This is a genomic window from Streptomyces uncialis, from assembly GCF_001905345.1.
In the GTDB taxonomy this organism is placed as follows: Bacteria; Actinomycetota; Actinomycetes; order Streptomycetales; family Streptomycetaceae; genus Streptomyces; species Streptomyces uncialis.
The window spans coordinates 914337-935315 of record NZ_LFBV01000002.1; the positions used below are offsets into that span (position 1 = coordinate 914337).

Sequence of the window (20979 nt, forward strand, 5' to 3'; positions counted from 1 at the left end):
ACAGACCATCCGGGACGGTGTCAGTCGCTCCGCGCGCTTCCTGACGCGGTGTGTGCACCGCATGTGCGTATGCCCGGCCACCCGGTCCGGTACCCGGGGAGGACCCAGGGACGGCCTGAGTACCCGCACTCACGCCATGGCCGGATTCCGTTCCTAGTCTGCTGCCATGAACAGACAGAAGGCGGTGGCCGACGACAGCGCGCGTGTCGGCATCACCGGTGTGGGGGCCTTCCTTCCCGGGCGTGTCGTGGATTCGGAGCGGTTGCGGCGGCGGGTCGCCCCGGCGGGCGGGCCGCCGCTGCCCGCCGGGATCTTCGAGCGGGCGACGGGCATCGTCAGCCGGCGGGCCGCGGGCCCGGACGAGTTCGCGTCGACCCTGGCGGTGGCCGCCGCGCGGGACGCGCTGCGCGGCGCCGGGCTCGGTCCGGCGGACATCGATCTGCTGGTCTTCGCCTCCGCGAGCCGCGACATGGTGGAACCGGCGACCGCGCACATCGTGCAGGACGCGCTGGGCTCCCGGGCGCACGCCCTGGACGTCACCAACGCCTGCAACAGCTTCGTCAACGGTATCGACACGGCACGGGCGATGATCCTGGCCGGGCGGGCCCGGCGGGCCCTGGTCGTCACCGGGGAGACCCCGAGCCGGGCGGTGCGCGACACCCCGGCGGACCTCGCGGAGTTCCGCGACGGCTTCGCCGGGTACACGTTCGGCGACGCGGGCGCGGCCGTCGTACTGGAGCGCGTGACGCGTGGCGGCATCCTCGACGTGGACGGCGAGACGTACTCCGAGCACTGGCGGGCGGGAGGGATACCCGGCGGCGGCTCACGCCATCCGCGCGGCGACGAGCACTCGTACTTCCGGGGCGACGGCAGCGAACTGCGGGGGGTGTTCGAGCGGATCGGCCCCCCGGTGCTGGACCGGACACGGGCCCGTACCGGACTGGAGTGGACGGACTTCCGGTACGTGCTGACGCATCAGGTGACGGTGCCGTTCCTGGAGCGGTTCGTGGCACTCACCGGGGTGCCCGAGGACCGGCTGGTGGTCACGGTCGCGGAGCTGGGCAATGTCGCGAGCGCCAGCCTGGGCGTGCAGCTCGCCCGGGTGCACGGCACGCTGCGCGCCGGGGACCGGGTGCTGTTCGTCGGGCTCGGCGGCGGGGTCAGCATCATGACGCTGGTCTGGGAGCACGTATGAGCACCCTGTGGGTGGTGGTGCCCGCGCACCAGGAGGCCGGCCGGATCGGGGACACCCTGACCGCGCTGGCCGCGCAGCGGGACCGGGACTTCCAGCTCGTCGTCGTCGACAACGCCTCCGTGGACGGCACGGCGGCGATCGCCCGCGACTTCGCGCGGCGGGCGCCGTTCCCGGTCCATGTGCTCCAGGAACCGGAGAAGGGGGTGGGCTGCGCGGTCGACACCGGGTTCCGGTACGCCATCGGGCACGGTGCCGGGCTGCTCGCCCGGACCGACGCGGACTGTCTGCCCCGACCGGGCTGGACGGCCGCCGCGCGGACGGCGCTGGACCGGGGCGCGCAGCTGGTGTGCGGGCGGGTCGACGCGCGCCGCGACGAGCACGGGCCGCTGGGACGGGCCGGGTTCAGGGCCCTGGTGCGGGTCGCCGCGTTCTTCGGGCGGATACGGCCCGCGCACCACCGGCGGCACGGTTATCTCACCCCGTACCGGATGCACGCGGGCAACAACATGGCCGTCACCGCCGAGCTGTACCAGCGCGTCGGGGGCATGCCCCGGCGCCCCTCCCCCACCGACCGGCTGTTCCTGAACCGGGTACGCCGGCACAGTGCCGCCATCGTCCATGTCCGCGGCATGGTCGTGGAGAACTCCACCCGGCGGCTGCGCGCCTACGGGATCGTCGCCACCGCCCGCTGGTACCTCGACCGGGGACCCGGCCGTCATGGGGAGGACCCCCGCTGATGCTCGACGCCCTCACCCACGCGCTGCGCGCCGCGCCCGGCCGCCCGGCGCTCCTCAAGGCCACCCGCACCGGCCGGACCCGGGTGCTCGCCACCCGCGGGGACCTGGCCGAGCTCGCCGACCGGTACGCCGCCGCCCTGCACGCGCGGGGCATCGGGCCCGGGGGCACGGTCGGCGTCGCGGTCCGCCCCGGTCCCCGCGCGCTGGCGGTGCTGCTCGCCGCGCACCGGCTCGGGCTGCGCGCGGCGGTCCTCGACCCCGGCGCGGGACCCGAGGTGCTGCGGGCCCGGCTCGCGCTGGCCCGGCCGGACGTCGTGCTCGCGGACGCCGCCGCCCAGGCCGTCGCCGGGTGGGCCCGCCCGCTCGCCCGCCGGGCCCGGCTCGCGCTGCCCGAGCTGGCGGACCTGGGCCCGGTGGCCACCGTCGGCCCCCGGCTGCCGGGCTGCGCCCCCGCGCTGGACACCGGCGCGCGCACCGACGGGCTGCCGCGTCCGGTGGACGGCGACGGGGACGCGGTCGTCGTCTTCACGTCCGGCACCACGGCCCTGCCCCGCGCGGTGGTCCACACCCGGTCGTCGCTGGCCGCCGGGATGGCGACGGTCGCGGAACTGGTGCGTCCGGAGCCCGGCCGTCCGGTGCTGGGCGGGACGTTCTTCGTCCTCGTCCCGTCGCTGGCGAGCGGCGCCCCGGTCGCCCTGCCCGCCCGCTCCCCCCGGCCCCTGGCCCGGCAACTGCGCCGGCTGACCCCGCAGGCCACCTATCTGACGCCGCCTCAGCTCCGGGCGGCGCTCGACGTGGGCGCGCGGTTCTCCGGGCGGGTGTGGACGGGTTCCGCCCCGGCGGGCGCCGCGCTGCTCGGCCGGGTACGGGCCGCGGGCGCCGACGAGGCGTGGGGGGTGTACGCGCTGACCGAGCTGTTCCCGGCGGCGGCCGTGGAGGCCGCCGAGAAGGCCGCGTTCACCGGGGACGGCGATCTCGTCGGTGCCCCGCTGCCCGGGGTGGTGACCGGCTCGGGTCCGGACGGTGAGCTGCTGCTGTCCGGTCCCGCGGCCCGCGACCGCTATCTGGGCGCGGCGCCGGACCCCTGGGTCGCCACCGGGGACCGGGCCCGGCTGGAAGGGGGCCGGATCGTACTGGAGGGACGGTTGAAGGACATGGTCCTGAGAGGGGCGGAGAACATCTACCCGGGACTCTACGAACCGGCGTTGCACATACCGGGCGTCGCGCTCGCCGTACTGGTGGGCGTCCCGGCCGGGGACGGCGACGAACGGCTCGTCGCCGTCGTCCAGCCCGAACCGGGCGCGGCCCCGGACCGGGTACGGGCCGCCCTGAGCGGACCGCTGGACCGGATGGGCGGGGCCCGGCCGGACGCGCTGCTGCTCGCGGACGTACCGCTGTCCGGACGCTCCTCGAAGCCCGACCGGGCGGCCACGGCCAAGCTCGCCGCGACCCGGCTGGCCGGAGCGGTCCGGTGAACGCGACCGGCACGCCGTCGCTGTGGGTCGTGGTGCCCGCGTTCGACGAGGAGTCCGCGATCGGCGGCACGCTCGCCGCACTCGCCGCGCAGAGCGATCCGGGGTTCACCCTGGTCGTCGTGGACAACGCGTCGACCGACGGGACCGCCGGGCTGGTCCGCCGCTTCGCCGCCACGGCGCCGTTCCCCGTCCGGCTGCTGCACGAGCCGCAGCGCGGCACCGGATGCGCCGCCGACACCGGGTTCCGCTACGCGATCGGGCACGGCGCCACGCTGCTCGCCCGCACCGACGCCGACTGCCTGCCCGCCCGCGACTGGGTCGCCGCCGCGAAGGACGAACTGGCGCGGGGCACGGAACTGGCCTGCGGACGCAGTGTGCCCCGCCCCGACGAGTCACCGTCGTTCGCCGAACGCGTGGTGCTCCCGGCGGTGGTACGGATGACGGCGCTGTACGGGCGCTACCGCCGCGCCCACCGCCACCCGCGCTACCGCGCCCCGTACGTGCTGTGCCACGGACACAACATCGCCCTCACCGCCGATCTGTATCTGCGGTGCGGCGGCGCGCCCCGGACCCCGCTCGCGGGCCCGCCCGAGGACGTCGTCCTGCTCAACCGGGCCCGTGAGCACAGCGACCGGATCGCGCGGGCCGAGGGGATGGTCGTCCGCGCGAGTCTGCGGCGGCTGCGGGCGTGGGGGCCGCGCCGGACCCTGCTGTGGTGCTGGGACCGGCGCTACCGGCCCGCCGACGAGCGGAAGGTGCACGTCCGTTGAACGCCGCCCCGAACACCGGCGCGCGCGCCGCGCGCCGACGCGACCGCCGGGTCTACACCCGCTCCCGTCCACTGCTGTTCGCCCTGCTCGCCGCCGCCCGGCGGCGGCCGGTGCTGCGCCTCGGCGGGACGGTCCTGGTGAACGGGACCGAGCCGTACCGGCACGCCCTGACCCGGATTCCGCTGGACCGGGCGGCGGAGGGCACCACGGGCGGCGCCGCCCGTGAACTGTCCGGCGGGGGAAGCCTGTTCGACGAGGAGGGCGCCGGTCATCGCGCGGCCCGGCGGACCGTCGCCCTGGACCTGGGCGCGGCCGGGGTGGAACGGCTGCGCCCGGTGTGGCGCGCGGTACTGGACCGCCGGCTCGCCCCGCTCGCCACCGGTGACGCCGTCGATCTGGTGCCGCTGGCGCGGGAGTTGGCCGGGGCGACGGTCCGCGCGCTGCTGGACGTCACGGCCGATCCGGCCGCCCTGTCCGACGCGGCGGCCGAGGTGGCGGCGGTGGCCGTACGCGGCCATCTGCCGGGCCCCGGCCGGTCCCGCGCGGCACGCGCCGCCGGACCGGCCGCCGCCCGGCTGGCCGCACTGCTGACGCCCGCCGGGCAGGACGACCTTGACGAGCGCGTATCGGGCGAGCACGTACCGGACGAGTACGTACCGGACGGGGAGCCGGGACGTGACGGGAGCGGTGGCGCGGGACGCGAGGCGGCTGGCGAGGCGGCGGGTCACGTCGGACGGAGCGCGGGTGCCGACACGGGACGGGAGGCACGACAGGGCGCGGGCGGTGACGCTCGACAGGGCGCGGGCGGTAGCGCCGGTGGTCGCGCGGGACGGGACGCGGAGCGTGCCGCGGCGCGGCGGGCGATGCTCGCCGTCGCCGCGGTGAACACCACCGTCGCGGCGCTGCCTCGGGCCGCCGCCTGGTGCGCGGACGCCGGGCTGTGGGAGCAGGCCGCCGACAGCCGGTCGCGGGCCGCCCTGGTGGACGAACTCCTGCGGGTCGTCGCGCCCTCGCCGCTGCTGCCCCGGGTCGCCGCCGCCGACGCCGACCTCGACGGCTGCCCGGTACGGGCCGGGGACCGGCTGATCCTGGTCGCCCGGCACGCCGTCCACGCCGACGACACCCCGCCCGACGCCCGGTGCCCCGTGGCGCCCGCCGTCGCCCGGCTCGTCTTCGGCGCGGGCCCGCACGCCTGCCCCGGTGCCCGGCTCGCCCGTGCGCAGCTGGACGACATGCTCGCCGCGCTCGCGCCCTTCCGACCGTCCGTGGTGGCGGCCCGGGCCGACCGGCGGGCCGCGCTGCCCGGCTGGCGCACCCTGACCGTCCGGGCCACCGCCTTGGCGCCCGGACCCCACGGAGGTTCCCCATGCTGACGATCGCCGTCACCGGCGCCACCGGCTTCTGCGGCTCCTATGTAGCCGTCACCGCCGCCGCCCGGGGCGCCCGGGTGCTGTGCGTGGGGCGGCGGCCGGGGCCCGTCGGACGGCACGTCCCGTGGGACGCCGCGACCGGGGTGCCGGACCTCGGCGGCGCCGATGTCGTGGTGCACTGCGCGGCGGCGGTCGGCGACCCGGTGCCCGGGTCCCCGGCCGAGGCCACCATGCGCGAGGTGAACGTCGGCGGCACGGAACGGCTCCTGCGCGCCGCGGCCGGCCGCCCGGTGGTGTGGGTGAGCAGCGCCAGCGTCTACGCCCCGGGCGCCGACCGCTCACGGATCACCGAGGACCACCCGGTGCGCGACCAGCTGAACGCGTACGGCCGCACCAAGGCCGAAGGCGAGGCCCTGGCGCTCGCCGCCGGGGCGGTGGCGCTGCGTCCGCGCGCGGTCTACGGGGAGGGTGACCCGCATCTGGTGCCCCGGCTGCTGGCGCGGGTGCGGGCCGGGGTCCTGCTGCTGCCGGGACCCGATGTGCGGCTGAGCCTGACCGCGGTGGAGAACCTCGCCGACGCCGCCCTGACCGCCGCGGGATGGCCGCCGGGCGCGTACAACATCGCCGACGCGCGGCCGTACCAGCGGGACGCGGCGATCCGGGAGGTCCTGCGCGCGCACGGGGTGCGGGCCCGGATCGGTCACGTTCCGCTGCCGCTGGCCCGTACGGCCGCGCGGACCGCCGAGTCCCTGGCCCGACGGCGCCCCGGCGCCGAACCCCCGCTGACTCGGTACGCCGTCGACCAACTGGCCCACACGGTCGTCCTGGACATCACCAAGGCGGGAGCCCAGGGCTGGCACCCCACCCACCACCTCACCACCCACCTGACCACGCTCCCCGTCCCGTCCGGCTGACCCCCTGCCCCGACGCCCCGCGTCCCGCCGGGCCCGGCGGCCACCCCAGCCGGGCTCAGCCGGACGCCCCCGGACACCCCGTAGTCAGATCAGAGGGGGAACCCACCCCCGGGAGCCGTCCCCAGCGGAGCGGTCGCGATGAACTCCCGGATCAGACCGGCCAGCAGCTCGGGCTGATCGCGCATGATCCAGGTGCGGCTCTCGGGGATGCTCTCCAGCCGCGCGTCGGGCAGGGTCGCGGCCAGCCGCACCCCGTACCGGAACGGGAAGATCCGGTCCTCGCGCGCGAACGCGACCAGGGCGGGCGCGCCGAAGGCCGCGAGCCGTTCGGCGGCGTCCGTGAGGACGACCGGACCGAGTCCCCGGGTGACCTTCGCGCAGTCGCGCCGCACCCCCCGGTCGGCGAAGTACGCGCGGATCCAGGTGTCGATGAGGTCATGGGGCAGCGCCCGCCTGGTCAGCGGCCCGTACGCGAACGGCAGCCCGCGCGGGGCGCGCAGCCGCAGGGACTGGAAGGCCAGCGGGAGCAGCCCGGGCACCCTGGCCGCCGGGACGAGGGGCCTGAACACGGGCGCCGGGCAGTTGTCGAAGCTCTCGCCGCTGGTGAGCACCAGCCGGCCGATGTGCTCGGGGTGGTCGGCGGCGACGAGCTGGGCGACGGCGGTGCCCAGGTCGTTGCCGATCAGGGTCACCCGGCGCAGACCGAGTCCTTCGATCAGGTCCGCGACGAGCCGGGCCACCCCCGGGAGGCTGAGGTCCGCGTCCGGCGCCAGCGCCTCGGAGTGGCAGCCGAACGGCAGGTCGGGGACGACGCAGCGCAGGCCCGGGGCGAGCCGGTCGACGAGCGGTTCCCACAGCCCGCCGCCCATCAGATAGCCGTGCAGCAGGAGCAGCGGCTCGCCTTCCCCGGTGTCCTGATAGTGGACGGTCCCCTGGGGAAGCGTGATCTGCGGCATGGCGTGACCCCTCACATCGGCATTCACATACAGACTGTATGTATGTAGAGAGTGCATGCAGAATGGACGGAACTCAAGGGGGTCGGATGGAATCCGTCGGCAGCAAGCACGTCCAGCGTTCCCAGGCGACCCGGGCGGCCCTGGTGGCCGCCGCCCGGCGGCTGTTCGGCGAGCGGGGCTACGCGAACGTCGGGACCGAGGAGATCGTCCGGGCCGCGGGCGTGACCCGCGGGGCGCTCTATCACCAGTTCCGGGACAAGACCGATCTGTTCGACGCCACGGTCCGGACGGTCGAGGCCGAGGTCACCGAACGGATCGCCGCCCGGATGCGGGCGGGTGCCGCCGACCCGGTCGCGGCCCTGCGGACCGGGGCCCGCGCGTTCCTGGACGCCTTCGCCGAGCCCGACGTGGAACGCGTCCTGCTGCTGGACGCCCCGGGCGTGCTGGGGTGGCGGCGCTGGCGTGAGATCGGCCAGGAGTACGGCCTGGGGGTGATCACGTCGGCGCTGGAGGCGGCGATGGCGGCCGGGGTCATGACCGTCCAGCCCGTGGTGCCGCTGGCCCATCTTCTGCTCGGCGCCCTGGACGAAGCGGCACTCAAGGCCGCCCACGCCGAGGACCCCGAGGCCGCCCGTACGGAGATGGCCGAGGCCCTGGACAGCCTGCTGACCGGCCTGCTCATCCGTAAGGACATCTGACCGGCTCCCTCCCACGTCACCCCGCGCCCGGCGAGCGGCGGATCACCCAACTCCGCCTCGACCGGGGCCGACAGCGCCTGCGGCCACACGCCGACACGGCCGGAAGCGGTGACTTGGCCGTCGGGCGGGACGAGACTGGGGACACCGCCGTCGGCTCCGCGCCGCGTCCGTGCGACCGGGGCCGCGCACCCCGGGGCCCCGGCCCCGTACCGGAAAGAGGGACGCAATGACAGGCAGAACCGGAAGGGCGCTCGCCGTTCTCGGCGCCGTCGCCGCACTGGGTGTCACCTTCCCGCAGGGCGCTCACGCCGCCACGGGGAACTTCGTCTACCACACCCAGCCCGGGAACGTGACGCGCACCCTGGTCGACCCGATGGACGGCAACTGCTACCCGGTGGGCCGCCAGGCCCAGGGCCAGGTCACCAACAACACCGACCGCCGCGCGGTCCTGTACGCCGACAAGAACTGCCGGCTCGTGGTCGCCGAGGAGCTCGAACCGGGCCAGTGGACCAGCCACAGCGAGTTCATGTCGGTGCGGTTCGGCAGCTGACCCCCCGCACCCGTCGGGGCATCCGGCCACACCTCCGGTGTCCGGGTGCCCCGCAGCACGCCAGACCCCCGACATCCCGCGATCGCGCACGTACAAAACGCCACAAATCCCGGCATATCACATCCGCTGGACCGCCTGGACGATCAGATCATCGGTCGGGTTAGCATATGAGCGCCCCCTAGCTCGAAAGATGGATCTGTGACTGCCAACGAGGATTCGTTCACCAACTGGAAGAACCGCGAGGAGATCGCGGAGTCGATGATCCCCGTCATCGGGAAGCTGCACCGGGAGCGTGACGTCACGATCCTGCTCCACAGCCGTTCCCTGGTGAACAAGTCGGTGGTCAGCATCCTCAAGACCCACCGGTTCGCCCGGCAGATCGCCGACGAGGAGCTGTCGGTCACCGACACGCTGCCGTTCCTCCAGGCGCTCACCACACTCGATCTCGGGCCGTCCCAGATCGACATCGGCATGCTGGCCGCGACCTACCGGGCCGACGACCGCGGACTCACCGTGCGGGAGTTCACCGCGGAGGCCGTCGCCGGAGCCACCGGTGAGGACAAGATCGAGCGCCGCGAGCCGCGCGACGTCGTCCTCTACGGCTTCGGCCGGATCGGGCGGCTGGTGGCCCGGCTGCTCATCGAGAAGGCCGGCTCCGGCAACGGGCTGCGGCTGCGCGCCATCGTCGTCCGCAAGGGCGCCGGGCAGGACCTCGTCAAGCGGGCGTCGCTGCTGCGCCGCGACTCCATCCACGGCCAGTTCCAGGGCACGATCACCGTGGACGAGGAGAACAGCAGGATCATCGCCAACGGCAACGAGATCAGCGTGATCTACTCCGACGACCCGACGACGGTCGACTACACGGCGTACGGCATCAAGGACGCCATCCTGATCGACAACACGGGCAAGTGGCGTGACCGCGAGGGGCTGTCGAAGCACCTCCGTCCCGGTATCGACAAGGTCGTCCTGACCGCGCCGGGCAAGGGCGATGTCCTGAACGTCGTGCACGGCGTCAACCACGACATGATCAAGCCGGACGAGCAGATCCTGTCCTGCGCGTCCTGCACCACCAACGCGATCGTCCCGCCGCTGAAGGCGATGGCCGACGAGTACGGGGTGCTGCGCGGTCATGTGGAGACGGTCCACTCGTTCACCAACGACCAGAACCTGCTGGACAACTACCACTCGTCGGACCGCCGCGGGCGCTCGGCGCCGCTCAACATGGTGATCACCGAGACCGGTGCCGCCTCCGCCGTCGCCAAGGCGCTGCCCGACCTCGACGCGCGGATCACCGGCAGCTCGATCCGGGTCCCCGTGCCGGATGTCTCGATCGCGATCCTCAGCCTCCAGCTCGGACGCGAGACCACCCGCGAGGAGGTCCTCGACCATCTGCGTGAGGTGTCGCTGACCTCGCCGCTGAAGCGTCAGATCGACTTCATCACCGCCCCTGACGCGGTCTCCAGCGACTTCATCGGCTCGCGCCACGCCTCGATCGTCGACGCGGGCGCCACCAAGGTCGAGGGCGACAACGCGATCCTCTACCTCTGGTACGACAACGAGTTCGGTTACTCGTGCCAGGTCGTCCGGGTCGTCCAGTACGTCTCGGGCGTCGAGTACCCGACCTACCCGGCCCCGGCCGCCTGATCCGGCTGCCCGGTCCGGCCGCCTGATCCTGCCGCGCCTCACCGCGCGCCGCACCCAGCACCACGTCCCGCCCCCGGTCACCCGGCGGCGGGACGTGGCGTCTCACCCGGCCTACGGTCAGCCCGGCACCTGATCACCCGGCCGACCAGGCATGCGCGTACGCGAGCAGGGGCCGCCCGGCCGGTCGCTCACCGCCCGGCGGGTGGCAGCGGCGGATTGCCCGGGTGCGGCAGCGCGCGCAGCCACGCGTCGGCCGCGACGACGAGACACGCGGCCACCAGGACGACGTTCTTGATGATGTACTGACCCAGCATCGTCGGGATCGGGGTGCCCGTCTTCCACATCTCCTCATGGAGGACGAAGAGCGCCGAGAACACCCCGACCATGTGCGCGAAGAACACGGTCAGGGTGAGGCGCAGCAGGAACCCGGTGACCAGCCCGATCCCGATCGCCGTCTCCAGGACGGCGAGCAGCGGGAGGATGGCGTCCAGGGGCAGCAGCCCGAACGTCAGCTTCGCCGAGGCCCGGACGGCGACCTCCTCCGCCGGGCTGACCGCGGGGAACAGCTTGAGGACCCCGAACCACAGGAAGACCAGGCCCACGGAGACGCGCAGCAGCACCGGGCCGCTCAGGGCGATCCGGACGGCGAGGCCGTGGACGGCGCCGCTGACCGGCGGCCGGTCGGGGGCGGGGCGGGCGTGGGCGCCCGGGGTCCTCCGTACGAGGACGGTGTCGACCGACGTGGGGACGCCGGGTCGGTGCGGGTTGGTTACCGTCATGCGCGCTCTCCTGCCCTTCGGCATCGTGAAGTTCCGGCATCCGTCCGCGGGGTCGGCTCGGCGGCCCGCACCGGGGGTCGCGCGTGGGCGCGCTCCGGTGGGGCGGTCGGTCGGGCCGGGGTCCGGCGGCGGGGACGTCAGCCCGTCGCGCGAGTGCGCGGCGGGCTGTGTCGGGGCCTGCCGTACGTGCCCCTCGGCGGCTTCATGGCCTTGGGGGACCCGTCGGCGGCGGCAACTGCCGTCAGATCAGCGGGTGTTCGTCTCCAGGCGGGTCCGGGAGCGCCGGGGGCGCGCCTGGTGGCCGCGGAAGGACCGCGGCGGCGGGTCCATGGCCAGGAGAGGGGCGGTGTCCGCGACGGCGGCGAGAGCGTTCCTGTGCTTGCCCGTCATGGCAACTCCTTGGGTGTGGGGGGAGGTTGCACGTCAGCACGCGAGGTCACGCCTGGGCGGCGTGGGCCGACGGTACGGGGGCGCCGTCCGGCCGTCCGGTGGTGGGGGACCAGCGGCCGTTGAGTTGATGGCGCACCCGCGAGCGTGCTTGGTCTAGACCATACTCCTTGACGGTTTCCGGTCAAGACCGTCGACCGGGTCCGATGTTCCCGTTCGGGCCCCGAACCCCCGGAACGTCCGGTTCCGCCCCCAGGGCGGCGGTTCCGCGGCGGGACGGCGGGGGCTTCCGGACATGACGCGGAGCAACTGTGCGCGGGAGGTGAAAGTTGATCACATGCGCTGTGTGGACTAGACCTTGGGGGTCCCTCACCACCTCCCCACCCCTGAAGGTCACGCATGCCACGCATACCGGGCTTCCGCAGACAGCCGCGCCCGATCCCGCCCGAACCCGGCCGCCACTCCCCCGGCGGCGCCCGCACCGCACCGCGTCCCGCGCGCCTCGCGCGCCACGGGGTGCGGCTGCTGGCCGTGTCGCTGACCGCGGCCCTACTGGCCGCGACCGTGCAGACGGCCGCCGCCGCCCCGCCCGGTGCGAGCGGACCGCCCACCGATGAGACGGTGGTCATCCAGAGCGTCGGCGACAGTGTCGCCGCCGACGGCGGCGGGGCCGGCCGGGGCGGTGGCGGCTACCAGATCTCCGGTACCGAGCTGCTGTTCCGGGCCGTGCCGCCCAAGGGCGACGAGGCCGACCAGTGGTGGTACCTCCAGGCGTCCGCCACGGCAGGCGCCTACAAGGTCAAGAGCCGCACCAAGGCGGACCGTTGCATGGGCCGCGACTCCAACGCCGAGGGCGCGGCCCGTCTCGCGTTCCGGGACTGCGCCGGGTCCGGGACCGACTGGGTGTTCCAGCGGGAGAAGGGCGAGCGCTACAAGATCCGTCCGGTCGGGTACCAGGAGTCCTTGCAGACCCCGCTGACCGTCGACCATGACAAGCGCGAGAACGGCGGCGACGTGACGTTCGCCCCCGACCAGAGCCAGTCGGTGGACGCCCAGCTCTGGTACGTCACCCGGGTGACCCCCACCCACCGGGCCATGCCGGCCGACCCCACGTTCGACCAGCGCACCTTCCTCACCACGCACAACGCGTACTACAACCAGGACGACGCGAACGGCGGGGCGCCCACCCCGGCCCAGCCCAACTCCATCGCCACCCAGCTCAACAACGGCGTACGGGCGTTGATGCTGGACGCCCATACGCGCAACGGCCGGGTCCGGATGTGCCATATGCCGGGCAATATCGACTTCTTCTGTCTGCCGACCGGCCAGACCATGTCCGACGTGTTCACCGTCATCGGCGACTTCCTCAAGGCGAACCCGGGCGAGGTCGTGACGGTCTTCGTCGAGGACTACACGACGTACGACGAGCTGAACGCCGAGGTCGGTGACGACCTGAAGCCCGGCGGACAGCTGGACGGACTGCTGTTCAACCCGTCGGACACCGCGCCCGCCGAGCTTCCCGGCGCCAAGGCGTGGAACGTCAAGGCGAACGGCTGGCCCCGGGTCTCCGAGATGGTCAGGGAGAACAAGCGCCTCCTGCTCTTCTCCGACCGGGGGGACAAGACCGGCCTCGGCTTCATGCACGGCCAGGACTGGACGGCCGAGAACTACTGGGGGATGGGCGGCGGCGTCGGCAACTCCGACTGGACCTGCCGCAGCCGCTGGGACGGCATCCCGCTGGCCAAGGAGGAGCCGAAGTTCCGCCGGCTCTTCGTCATGAACCACTTCCGCACCCCGGCCATCGACGGCACCGCCGGGACCGACAACGAGAAGATCCTCAACCGCACCCAGCGGTTCTGCTCACCGGCCGCCCGCAAGAAGCCCAACTTCCTCGCCGTGGACCGCTATCAGAGCGGCAACCCGATGAGCGCCGTCGACACCCTCAACACCTACGTCCACAGCGAGGACACCCCCGGTTTCGGCGGCACGCCCGACGAGCTGGGCGAGAACTGGACCGTGCCGCGGCTGACCGTGATGCCGCTCGGTGACTCCATCACCCAGGGCGCGGGCAGCTCCACCCGCTCCAGCTACCGCGCCGCGCTGTGGCCCCGGCTCCAGCCCCGTACCCCGGCGCTGGACTTCGTCGGCTCGCAGAAGCACGGACAGCTCGCCGACACCGACCACGAGGGCCACTCCGGCTGGCTGATCGAGGGCCTCTCCGCGAACATCGACAGCTGGCTCGCGACCGCCAGGCCCAATGTCGTCCTGCTGCACATCGGCACCAACGACATGGACCGCGACCACCAGGTGGCGACCGCGCCCGCCCGGCTCGCCGCGCTGATCGACCAGATCACCACCGCGTCACCGGACACCGCGATCGTCGTGGCCTCCCTCGTGCCGTCCACCTCGGCGGCGGTGCAGTCGAGGATCAACACGTACAACGCCGAGATCCCGGGGATCGTCGCCGCCCGGCAGGCCCAGGGCCGCAAGATCGCGCATGTCGGCATGGGCTCCCTGACCACCGCCGACCTCCGGGACCGGCTGCACCCGAACGACGCCGGTTACGTCAAGATGGCGGGCGTCTTCGCCGACGGCATCGCCCAGGTCGCCCGCGCGGGCTGGATCAGCGAGCAGGTCGACGTCAGGCCCGCGCCGCCGCGCTCCGGACTCGGTGACTACCAGGTGGACCTGAACGCCGACGGCCGCGCCGACTACCTCGTCGTGGAGGACAACGGCGCCGTCCGGGCCTGGCTCAACAAGGGCGGCAACGGACGCGGCGGCTGGACCGACGCCGGACGGATCGCCTCCGGGGTGGGCGCGCCCGGTTCCTCCGTACGCTTCGCCGACCTCAACGGCGACCGCTACGCCGACTATCTGACGGTCGACGCGAACGGCGCCGTACGCGCCTGGCTCAACAAGGGCGGCACCGGCGTCAGCGGCTGGACCGACGCCGGAACGGTGGCGTCCGGGGTGAACCTCGCGGGGGCGACCGTCCGCTTCGCGGACCTGAACGCCGACCGCTACGCGGACTACCTGGCCGTGGACGCGAACGGCGCCGTACGCGCCTGGCTGAACAAGGGCGGTACGGGCACCGGCGGCTGGACGGAGGCCGGTCCGATCGCCGCGGGGGTCGGCGTCCCGGCGGACCAGATCCGCTTCGCCGACGTCAACGCGGACGGCTTCGCGGACTATCTGGCCGTGGACCCGAACGGCGCGGTCCGCGCCTGGCTCAACAAGGCCGGCACGGGTACCGCGGGCTGGACGGCCGCCGGACAGATCGCCTCGGGTGCGAACGCCCCGGGCTCCTCGGTGCGCTTCGCCGACCTCGACGCCGACCGGCGCGCCGACTACCTGGTGGTCGACGCGAACGGCGCGGTCCGCGGCTGGCTCAACAACGGCGGCGACGGAACCGGTGTCGGCGGCGGCTGGACCGCGGCGGGCACCTTCGCCCTGAGCGTCGGCGCCACCGGGGCCCAGGCACGCTTCGCGGACATCAACGCCGACCGCCGCGACGACTACCTCGTCGTCGCCGCCGACGGCTCCGTCCGGGCCTGGCTCAACAACGGCGGTACCGGCAACGGCGGCTGGACACCCGCCGGGCAGATCACCGCGGGCGTCGGCGCCCCCGGTGACCAGGTGCGGCTCGCGGACGTCAACGCGGACGGCCGCGCCGACTATCTCGCCGTCGCCCCCGACGGCTCGGTACGCGCCTGGCTGCACAACGGCGGCGACGGCAACGGCGGCTGGACCCCGCTGGGCGCGTACGCGTCCGGCACCGGCACACCCGGTGACCAGGTCCGCTTCGCCGACATCGACGCCGACGGCCGCGCCGACTATCTCGCGGTCGCCGCCGACGGCTCGGTACGCGCCTGGTCCAACAACGGCGGTGACGGCAACGGCGGCTGGGGCACCGGCTTCCGGCTGGCCACCGGTACCGGTGCCACGGGCGACCAGGTGCGCTTCGCCGACATCGACGCGGACGGGCGCGCCGACTATCTGGCGGTCGCCGCCGACGGGTCCGTCCGGGCCTGGCGCAACAAGGACGGCAACGGCAACTGGACCGCCCTCGGCGCGTACGCCCCCGCCGTCGGCGCGCCCGGCGGACAGGTCCTCCTCGCCGAGGCGAACGGCGACGGCCGGGCCGACTACCTGGTGGTCGCCCCGGACGGCTCCGTCCGCGCCTGGCTGAACAACGGCGGGGTACTCACCGGAGGCTGGGCCGGACTCGGCACCATCGCGTCCGGCGCGGGCGCCCCGGCGAGCCAGGTCCGTATCTGACCCGGCACGACCGTACGACCGTGAGGGCCCACCGGCACACCGCCGGTGGGCCCTTCGCCGCCGCCGGACGCCCCGTCGCATCCGGAAGCCCGGCCGACCGCACCGGGGCGGGGACAGCGTCCCGTCCAAGTCCCGCACAACCAAGGCACCGTCCCAGGAGCCGGGATCACGCGGCTCCCCCGGGTCGCGTCACTCCCGCACACCGCCCGCACCCTCCATGTCCCGCGCGCCCTCCGCGTCCATGCCCCGCGTCGAACCGTTCGCCGCGTCCGCCAGCCGCTCCGCCAGTGTGCGCAGACGCCCGGCCAGCTCCGGCGGGCCGTGCACCTCGAAGGGTGCGTCCAGCAGGGCCACCCACAGGGCCAGTTCGTCCAGGGAGTCCGAGCCCGCCGTGACCGAGCAGCTCCGCGCGTCCAGCGGCTCGACCGTCGCCGCCGAGGGGGACATATGTTCCGCGATCCGGGCCGCCGGGGCATGCACGGTGAAGCGGCCCTGATAGCGGTAGGGGGCGGTGGACAACCCGTGCGAGGCGTACCCGGCGAGGTCGTCGGCGGGCGGTTCACGCGGGGTGAAGCGCGGTCCGCCGGGGGTGCGCGGAGTCAGCCGGTCGACGCGGAACGTCCGCCAGCCGGCACGGGACGGATCGTACGCGACGAGGTACCAGCGGCGCCCCGAGGACACCAGCCGGTGCGGCTGCGCCTCGCGCCGGGACTCGGTGCCGTCGTGGGAGCGGTAGTCGAAACGCAGGGTCTCGTGGTCACGGCAGGCCGCCGCGATCACCGTCAGGGTGTCCGGCGGGACCACCGGGCCGCCGTCGGGGAGCGGCACCGTCATGGCTCCCAGCGTCCGGACGCGGTGCCGCAGCCGGGGCGGAAGCACCTGTTCCAGCTTGGCGAGCGCCCGTACCGAGCTCTCGGCGATGCCCTCGACCGTGCCGCCCGCCGCGGTACGCAGCCCGACGGCGACCGCCACCGCCTCCTCGTCGTCCAGCAGCAGCGGCGGCAGCTTCGTCCCGGCCCCGAGCCGGTAGCCGGACACCCCGGCGTCGGCGTGCACGGGGTAGCCGAGTTCCCGCAGCCGGTCCACGTCACGGCGGACGGTACGGGTGGTGACACCGAGGCGGTCGGCGAGTTCCGTGCCCGACCATTCCCGGTGGGCCTGGAGGAGCGAGAGCAGTCTGAGCAGACGGGCGGAGGTGTCCAGCATGTCTCCCACTGTGCCTCACACCTAGGACCGAACCTGTCCTAGCCGCTGCCTAACGTGGTCCTCATGAACAGCGACAACGTCACGCAGGGCGAGCAGCAGACGGACACCACCACCACGGCGCGGGCGGACGAGGCGATCACCCCCTTCCGGATCACGGTCCCGCAGGGCGAGCTGGACGATCTGCGCGAGCGGATCCACCGGGCCCGCTGGCCCCGGGAGGTCCCCGGCCAGGGCTGGAGCCGGGGGGTGCCGGTCGGCTATCTGCGGGAACTGGCCGCCCACTGGGCCGACACCTACGACTGGCGGGCGTGGGAGGCGCGGCTGAACGCGTATCCGCAGTTCACGACCACCATCGACGGGCAGAACATCCATTTCCTGCACATCCGGTCGGCCAGGGCCGACGCGCTGCCGCTGATCCTCACCCATGGCTGGCCGGGCTCGGTCGTGGAGTTCCTCGACCTCGTGGAGCCGCTGTCGCGGGACTTCCATCTGGTCGTTCCGTCGATCCCCGGCTTCGGCTTCTCCGGTCCGGTGGACGAGGCGGGCTGGGGCACCGAACGCGTCGCCGGGGCGTGGGCCCGGCTGATGCGACGGCTCGGGTACACCAGGTACGGGGCGCAGGGCGGCGACTTCGGCAGCGGGATCTCGCGGGCGCTGGCGCTGATCGCGCCGGACGAGGTGGTGGCCCTGCACGTCAACGGCGGCACCACGTATCCCAGCGCGACCGAGGACGACCCGACCCTCACCGAACGTGAGCGGGCCCGGGTCCGGCGGATGAACGAGTTCATGGGTGAGGCGGGCGGATACCTCGCCATCCAGTCGACCCGTCCGCAGACCCTCGCCTACGGACTCACCGACTCACCCGTCGGGCAGCTCGGCTGGATCATCGACAAGTTCCGGGACATGACCGACCTGGCCAAGGAACTGCCGCACGAGGCGATCGACCGCGATGTGCTCCTGACCCACGCCACCCTGTACTGGCTGACCGCGACCGCCGGGTCGTCGGCGGCGCTGTACTACGAGGACGCGCGGAGCTGGGGTGAGCAGCGGCGCTCGGAGGTGCCGCTGGCCGTCGCGCAGTTCACCGTGCAGGACATCGCGCTGCGCCGGGACGAGGAGAAGCTCAACAATCTGGTCCGCTGGACCGACCACGACCGCGGCGGTCACTTCGCGGCGATGGAGGCCCCGGACCTGCTGCTCCAGGACATCCGGGAGTTCTTCGCCGACTACGGGGCGTGACCGGGACGGGGCGCGGCGGGCGCGGCCCTGGGATCGGGACGTGACCGGGGCGCGGCAGGCTCGCGGGCCCCGGGCGGGTGCGGCCCCGGGCCCGAAAGCGGGTACGCGGCCCCGGGGGCGGGGCCGCGGCGGAGGGCGGGGAGCAGCCCTTACGGCTCTAGCGCTCGTCCCGCGCCGCGTCCTTCTCCGCCTTCTCCGCCTGCATCTCCTTGATCCGGACGGTCTCCTTGCGGACCCCGGCCTGGGTCTCGCGCTCCTTGCGGAGCCATCCGGGGAGCTCCTGCTTCAGGGCGTCGATCTGCTCGGTGGTGAGGGGCTCGGTGACCCCGCCGCGCGCGAGACCGGCGATGGAGACACCCAGCTTCGCCGCGACCACGGGGCGCGGGTGCGGGCCGTCGGCGCGCAGCTTGCGCAGCCACTCCGGCGGATCGGTCTGGAGGGCGTTCAGCTCACCGCGCGAGACGGCACCCTCCTGGAACTCTGCGGGGGTGGCCTCTAGGTACACACCCAGCTTCTTCGCCGCGGTCGCGGGCTTCATGGTCTGGGCGGTCTGGTGCGACGTCATGGTGTCAAGGGTAACGAGCGGGTGCGGTGTCTTCGACCACGGCCGGTAACCTGGCCAGGTGACAGTCTCGGAAGCCCCCTCCTCGTTCCGGCTCGCCTATGTCCCGGGAGCGACGCCCGCCAAATGGGTGCGCGTCTGGAACGAGCGGCTTCCCCAGGTACCGCTGGCCCTGCTCCCGGTGTCCGCCGCCGAGGCGGAGGGGGTGCTGCGCCGCGGGGAGGCCGACGCGGGGCTCGTCCGGCTCCCGGTCGACCGCGCGGAGCTGAGCGCGATCCCCCTGTACACCGAGACGACGGTGGTCCTGGTCCCGAAGGACCATGTGGTGACGGCGGTGGAGGAGGTGTCCGTCGCCGATCTCGCCGACGAGATCGTGCTGAGCCCCCTCGACGACACGCTCGGCTGGGAGCGTCCGCCGGGGGTGGCCGCGAACGAGCGGCCCGCCACCACGGCGGACGCCGTCGATCTGGTGGCGGCGGGGGTGGGCGTACTGGTCGTCCCCCAGTCGATCGCCCGGCTGCACCACCGCAAGGACCTCACCTACCGTCCGGTGGTGGACGCGCCGGAGTCCCGGGTCGCCCTGTCGTGGCCGGAGGAGCGGACGACGGACCTGGTGGAGGAGTTCATCGGGATCGTGCGCGGGCGGACGGTCAACAGCACACGGGGCCGTACGGCGGCGCAGGCTCCGGCACCGGCCGACAAGAAGCAGCGCGGCCGTCCCGGTGCGGGTGCCGGGCGGGGGTCCGCCGGGGGCGCGGCGGGCGGCGGTGGCCGCCGGGGCGGTGCCGCGGGCCGGACGCAGCAGGGCGGCAAGTCCGGCGGTAAGGCCGGAGGCAAGAGCGGCGGCAAGGCCGGGGCCAAGCACGGCAAACCGCGCCGCCGCCCGTAACCCGCTCGGCGTACGCCCGTATCCCGCCGCGCCGCACACCCGAACCCACTTCGCCCGCCGCGCACGCGGACCCGGGACGGCCTGAACCCCTCGCACCCCGACGGGCGCGCGCGCCCGCGCGGCCGTGGTTTCGCGCCGTCCGGGGCGGGCAGCCGCTCCGGCACGGCGGCGGTCGGTCCGTCAGGTAACGAACCGGGACAACGGCCTTCACCACCCCACCGGTCGTATTAAGGTGAGGTTTACCTAACTAACGTCTTGTTGGGTCAAGGGCCCTGTCAGGAAAGGCATTTCCACCCATGTCGACCACTCGTACCCGTCGCACCGCAGCATTCGCCGCCGTGGCCGCGCTCACCCTGTCCGCCTGCGGCTCCGACGGGGATGACGCCAAGAAGTCGGACGGCGGAGGCGACACGCGTACCGTGACGACCGTCATGGGCAAGGTGAAGGTGCCGAACGAGCCCAAGCGGGTCGTGGTCCTGGACACCGACGCCCTCGACTCGGCCGTCACCCTCGGGGTCACCCCGGTCGGCGCGGTCACCTCCGAGGGAGGCGCGCCGCTGTCCACGTACCTCCCCGAGGACAAGCTGAAGGGCGTCAAGAAGGTCGGTCTCATCGCGGAGCCCAACCTTGAGGCGATCCACGGGCTCGACCCGGACCTGATCATCAGCAGCAAGGCCCGTGACGAGAAGAACTACGACGAGCTGACCAAGATCGCGCCGACCGTCTTCACGGAGACCACCGGGCCCGACTGGCGCAAGAACTTCACCCTGCACGCCGATGTGCTCGGGAAGAAGGACGAGGCCGCCAAGGCCGTCGCCGGCTACGAGAAGGCGATCGGCGAGGTCACCACCGCGCTCGGCGGCGCGGGCAAGGCCGCGAAGACGAAGGTCGGGTTCGTGCGCTTCCTGGAAGGCGCGGACACCCGGCTGTACATGAACGACACGTTCGTCGGCAGCATCCTGAAGGATCTGAAGGTCGGCCGTCCCGCCAACGTCGACAAGACGGGCTTCTCCCTCGACGTCAGCCCCGAGCGGATCAACGAGGCCGACTCGGACGTCATCTTCTACTCCACCTACGGCGACCCCGCCAAGGCCAAGGAGACCTCCATCACCGGGGGCGCCCTGTGGAAGCGGCTCGGCGCGGTGAAGAGCGGCAAGACGTACAAGGTGGACGACAGCCTGTGGATGCTGGGCATCGGCTACACCGGCGCCGGTCAGATTCTCGACCAGATGCGTGAGCAGCTCTCGTAAGTACCGCACGCGGCGGCAAAGGCGGTGGGCCCCGGTCACGGAACGTTCCGTGACCGGGGCCCACCGCCTTTGCCGCTGTC

At 73.7% G+C, this 20979-nt stretch carries 18 protein-coding genes; 13 read left to right on the plus strand and 5 right to left on the minus strand.

Features of this window, described 5'->3' with window-relative positions:
* Positions 1–166 precede the first annotated feature (166 nt).
* From AB852_RS12205 to AB852_RS12230, 6 genes are read left to right on the plus strand one after another with little or no spacing between them, the layout of a single operon-like run.
* Positions 167–1195, plus strand: a complete 1029-nt coding sequence (locus AB852_RS12205; RefSeq protein WP_073786912.1) for a 3-oxoacyl-ACP synthase III family protein — start codon at positions 167–169, stop codon at positions 1193–1195.
* The gene (locus AB852_RS12210; RefSeq protein WP_073786914.1) at positions 1192–1932 is read left to right on the plus strand and encodes a glycosyltransferase family 2 protein; all 741 of its coding nucleotides are present in this window, start codon (positions 1192–1194) and stop codon (positions 1930–1932) included. Before AB852_RS12205 ends, AB852_RS12210 begins: the two co-directional genes overlap by 4 nt.
* On the plus strand, positions 1932–3407 hold the full coding sequence (locus AB852_RS12215; protein ID WP_073786916.1) for a class I adenylate-forming enzyme family protein: 1476 nt from the start codon (positions 1932–1934) through the stop codon (positions 3405–3407). Before AB852_RS12210 ends, AB852_RS12215 begins: the two co-directional genes overlap by 1 nt.
* Positions 3404–4177 carry a glycosyltransferase family 2 protein gene (locus AB852_RS12220; protein WP_073786918.1) on the plus strand — a complete coding sequence of 258 codons (774 nt, stop codon included), beginning with the start codon at positions 3404–3406 and terminating at the stop codon, positions 4175–4177. The genes AB852_RS12215 and AB852_RS12220 overlap by 4 nt, the downstream gene beginning before the upstream one ends.
* A complete protein-coding gene (locus tag AB852_RS12225) occupies positions 4174–5550 on the plus strand; it encodes a cytochrome P450 family protein (protein ID WP_073786920.1) in 1377 nt (458 codons plus the stop codon). The genes AB852_RS12220 and AB852_RS12225 overlap by 4 nt, the downstream gene beginning before the upstream one ends.
* Positions 5544–6461 carry an NAD-dependent epimerase/dehydratase family protein gene (locus AB852_RS12230; RefSeq protein ID WP_073786922.1) on the plus strand — a complete coding sequence of 306 codons (918 nt, stop codon included), beginning with the start codon at positions 5544–5546 and terminating at the stop codon, positions 6459–6461. The genes AB852_RS12225 and AB852_RS12230 overlap by 7 nt, the downstream gene beginning before the upstream one ends.
* Positions 6462–6550: 89 nt before the next feature.
* Here the strand turns inward: AB852_RS12230 and AB852_RS12235 are convergent, their stop codons facing one another.
* The gene (locus AB852_RS12235) at positions 6551–7417 is read right to left on the minus strand and encodes an alpha/beta fold hydrolase (protein WP_073786924.1); all 867 of its coding nucleotides are present in this window, start codon (positions 7415–7417) and stop codon (positions 6551–6553) included.
* An 86-nt stretch (positions 7418–7503) separates the two neighbouring features.
* On the opposite strand from AB852_RS12235, the gene AB852_RS12240 reads away from it, so the two are divergent.
* The 3 genes from AB852_RS12240 (at position 7504) to AB852_RS12250 (ending at position 10309) form a co-directional block, all read left to right on the plus strand.
* Positions 7504–8115: a TetR/AcrR family transcriptional regulator gene (locus AB852_RS12240; RefSeq protein ID WP_073786926.1), complete on the plus strand. Its 612-nt coding sequence runs from the start codon at positions 7504–7506 to the stop codon at positions 8113–8115.
* A 226-nt stretch (positions 8116–8341) separates the two neighbouring features.
* Positions 8342–8665 (plus strand): hypothetical protein, encoded by a 324-nt coding sequence (locus AB852_RS12245; protein ID WP_073786929.1) that lies wholly within the window; start codon positions 8342–8344, stop codon positions 8663–8665.
* Positions 8666–8863: 198 nt separating this feature from the next.
* The gene (locus AB852_RS12250) at positions 8864–10309 is read left to right on the plus strand and encodes a glyceraldehyde-3-phosphate dehydrogenase (protein WP_073786931.1); all 1446 of its coding nucleotides are present in this window, start codon (positions 8864–8866) and stop codon (positions 10307–10309) included.
* 188 nt (positions 10310–10497) lie between these two features.
* On the opposite strand, the gene AB852_RS12255 is transcribed toward AB852_RS12250, so the two are convergent.
* Positions 10498–11088, minus strand: a complete 591-nt coding sequence (locus AB852_RS12255) for a DoxX family membrane protein (RefSeq protein ID WP_245876732.1) — start codon at positions 11086–11088, stop codon at positions 10498–10500.
* A 246-nt stretch (positions 11089–11334) separates the two neighbouring features.
* Positions 11335–11478: a hypothetical protein gene (locus AB852_RS39695; RefSeq protein ID WP_178390995.1), complete on the minus strand. Its 144-nt coding sequence runs from the start codon at positions 11476–11478 to the stop codon at positions 11335–11337.
* A 396-nt stretch (positions 11479–11874) separates the two neighbouring features.
* On the opposite strand from AB852_RS39695, the gene AB852_RS12260 reads away from it, so the two are divergent.
* Positions 11875–15753: an FG-GAP-like repeat-containing protein gene (locus AB852_RS12260; protein ID WP_073786934.1), complete on the plus strand. Its 3879-nt coding sequence runs from the start codon at positions 11875–11877 to the stop codon at positions 15751–15753.
* A 189-nt stretch (positions 15754–15942) separates the two neighbouring features.
* Here the strand turns inward: AB852_RS12260 and AB852_RS12265 are convergent, their stop codons facing one another.
* Positions 15943–16959: a helix-turn-helix transcriptional regulator gene (locus tag AB852_RS12265; RefSeq protein WP_073786936.1), complete on the minus strand. Its 1017-nt coding sequence runs from the start codon at positions 16957–16959 to the stop codon at positions 15943–15945.
* Between the two features lie 63 nt (positions 16960–17022).
* Here AB852_RS12265 and AB852_RS12270 point away from each other — a divergent pair, with 63 nt between their 5' ends.
* Complete coding sequence (locus AB852_RS12270; RefSeq protein ID WP_073786938.1) at positions 17023–18198, plus strand: epoxide hydrolase family protein; 1176 nt, start codon at positions 17023–17025, stop codon at positions 18196–18198.
* A 157-nt stretch (positions 18199–18355) separates the two neighbouring features.
* On the opposite strand, the gene AB852_RS12275 is transcribed toward AB852_RS12270, so the two are convergent.
* Positions 18356–18763, minus strand: coding sequence for a DUF5997 family protein (locus tag AB852_RS12275; protein ID WP_073786941.1), 408 nt, complete (start codon positions 18761–18763; stop codon positions 18356–18358).
* A gap of 58 nt (positions 18764–18821) precedes the next feature.
* On the opposite strand from AB852_RS12275, the gene AB852_RS12280 reads away from it, so the two are divergent.
* Both AB852_RS12280 and AB852_RS12285 read left to right on the plus strand, forming a co-directional pair.
* On the plus strand, positions 18822–19649 hold the full coding sequence (locus AB852_RS12280; protein ID WP_073786943.1) for a LysR substrate-binding domain-containing protein: 828 nt from the start codon (positions 18822–18824) through the stop codon (positions 19647–19649).
* Between the two features lie 296 nt (positions 19650–19945).
* Entirely contained in the window at positions 19946–20899 is a 954-nt protein-coding gene (locus AB852_RS12285; RefSeq protein WP_073786945.1) for an ABC transporter substrate-binding protein, read from the plus strand.
* Positions 20900–20979 lie beyond the last annotated feature (80 nt).

Bases quoted from the DNA above. Each gene is read 5' to 3' on its own strand.
- AB852_RS12210 (WP_073786914.1), top strand. From the start codon at position 1,192: ATGAGCACCCTGTGGGTGGTGGTGCCCGCGCACCAGGAGGCCGGCCGG.
- AB852_RS12255 (WP_245876732.1), bottom strand. From the start codon at position 11,088: ATGACGGTAACCAACCCGCACCGACCCGGCGTCCCCACGTCGGTCGAC.
- AB852_RS12245 (WP_073786929.1), top strand. From the start codon at position 8,342: ATGACAGGCAGAACCGGAAGGGCGCTCGCCGTTCTCGGCGCCGTCGCC.
- AB852_RS12265 (WP_073786936.1), bottom strand. From the start codon at position 16,959: ATGCTGGACACCTCCGCCCGTCTGCTCAGACTGCTCTCGCTCCTCCAG.
- AB852_RS12270 (WP_073786938.1), top strand. From the start codon at position 17,023: ATGAACAGCGACAACGTCACGCAGGGCGAGCAGCAGACGGACACCACC.
- AB852_RS12235 (WP_073786924.1), bottom strand. From the start codon at position 7,417: ATGCCGCAGATCACGCTTCCCCAGGGGACCGTCCACTATCAGGACACC.
- AB852_RS12215 (WP_073786916.1), top strand. From the start codon at position 1,932: ATGCTCGACGCCCTCACCCACGCGCTGCGCGCCGCGCCCGGCCGCCCG.
- AB852_RS12230 (WP_073786922.1), top strand. From the start codon at position 5,544: ATGCTGACGATCGCCGTCACCGGCGCCACCGGCTTCTGCGGCTCCTAT.
- AB852_RS12205 (WP_073786912.1), top strand. From the start codon at position 167: ATGAACAGACAGAAGGCGGTGGCCGACGACAGCGCGCGTGTCGGCATC.
- AB852_RS12240 (WP_073786926.1), top strand. From the start codon at position 7,504: ATGGAATCCGTCGGCAGCAAGCACGTCCAGCGTTCCCAGGCGACCCGG.
- AB852_RS39695 (WP_178390995.1), bottom strand. From the start codon at position 11,478: ATGACGGGCAAGCACAGGAACGCTCTCGCCGCCGTCGCGGACACCGCC.
- AB852_RS12275 (WP_073786941.1), bottom strand. From the start codon at position 18,763: ATGACGTCGCACCAGACCGCCCAGACCATGAAGCCCGCGACCGCGGCG.
- AB852_RS12260 (WP_073786934.1), top strand. From the start codon at position 11,875: ATGCCACGCATACCGGGCTTCCGCAGACAGCCGCGCCCGATCCCGCCC.
- AB852_RS12285 (WP_073786945.1), top strand. From the start codon at position 19,946: ATGTCGACCACTCGTACCCGTCGCACCGCAGCATTCGCCGCCGTGGCC.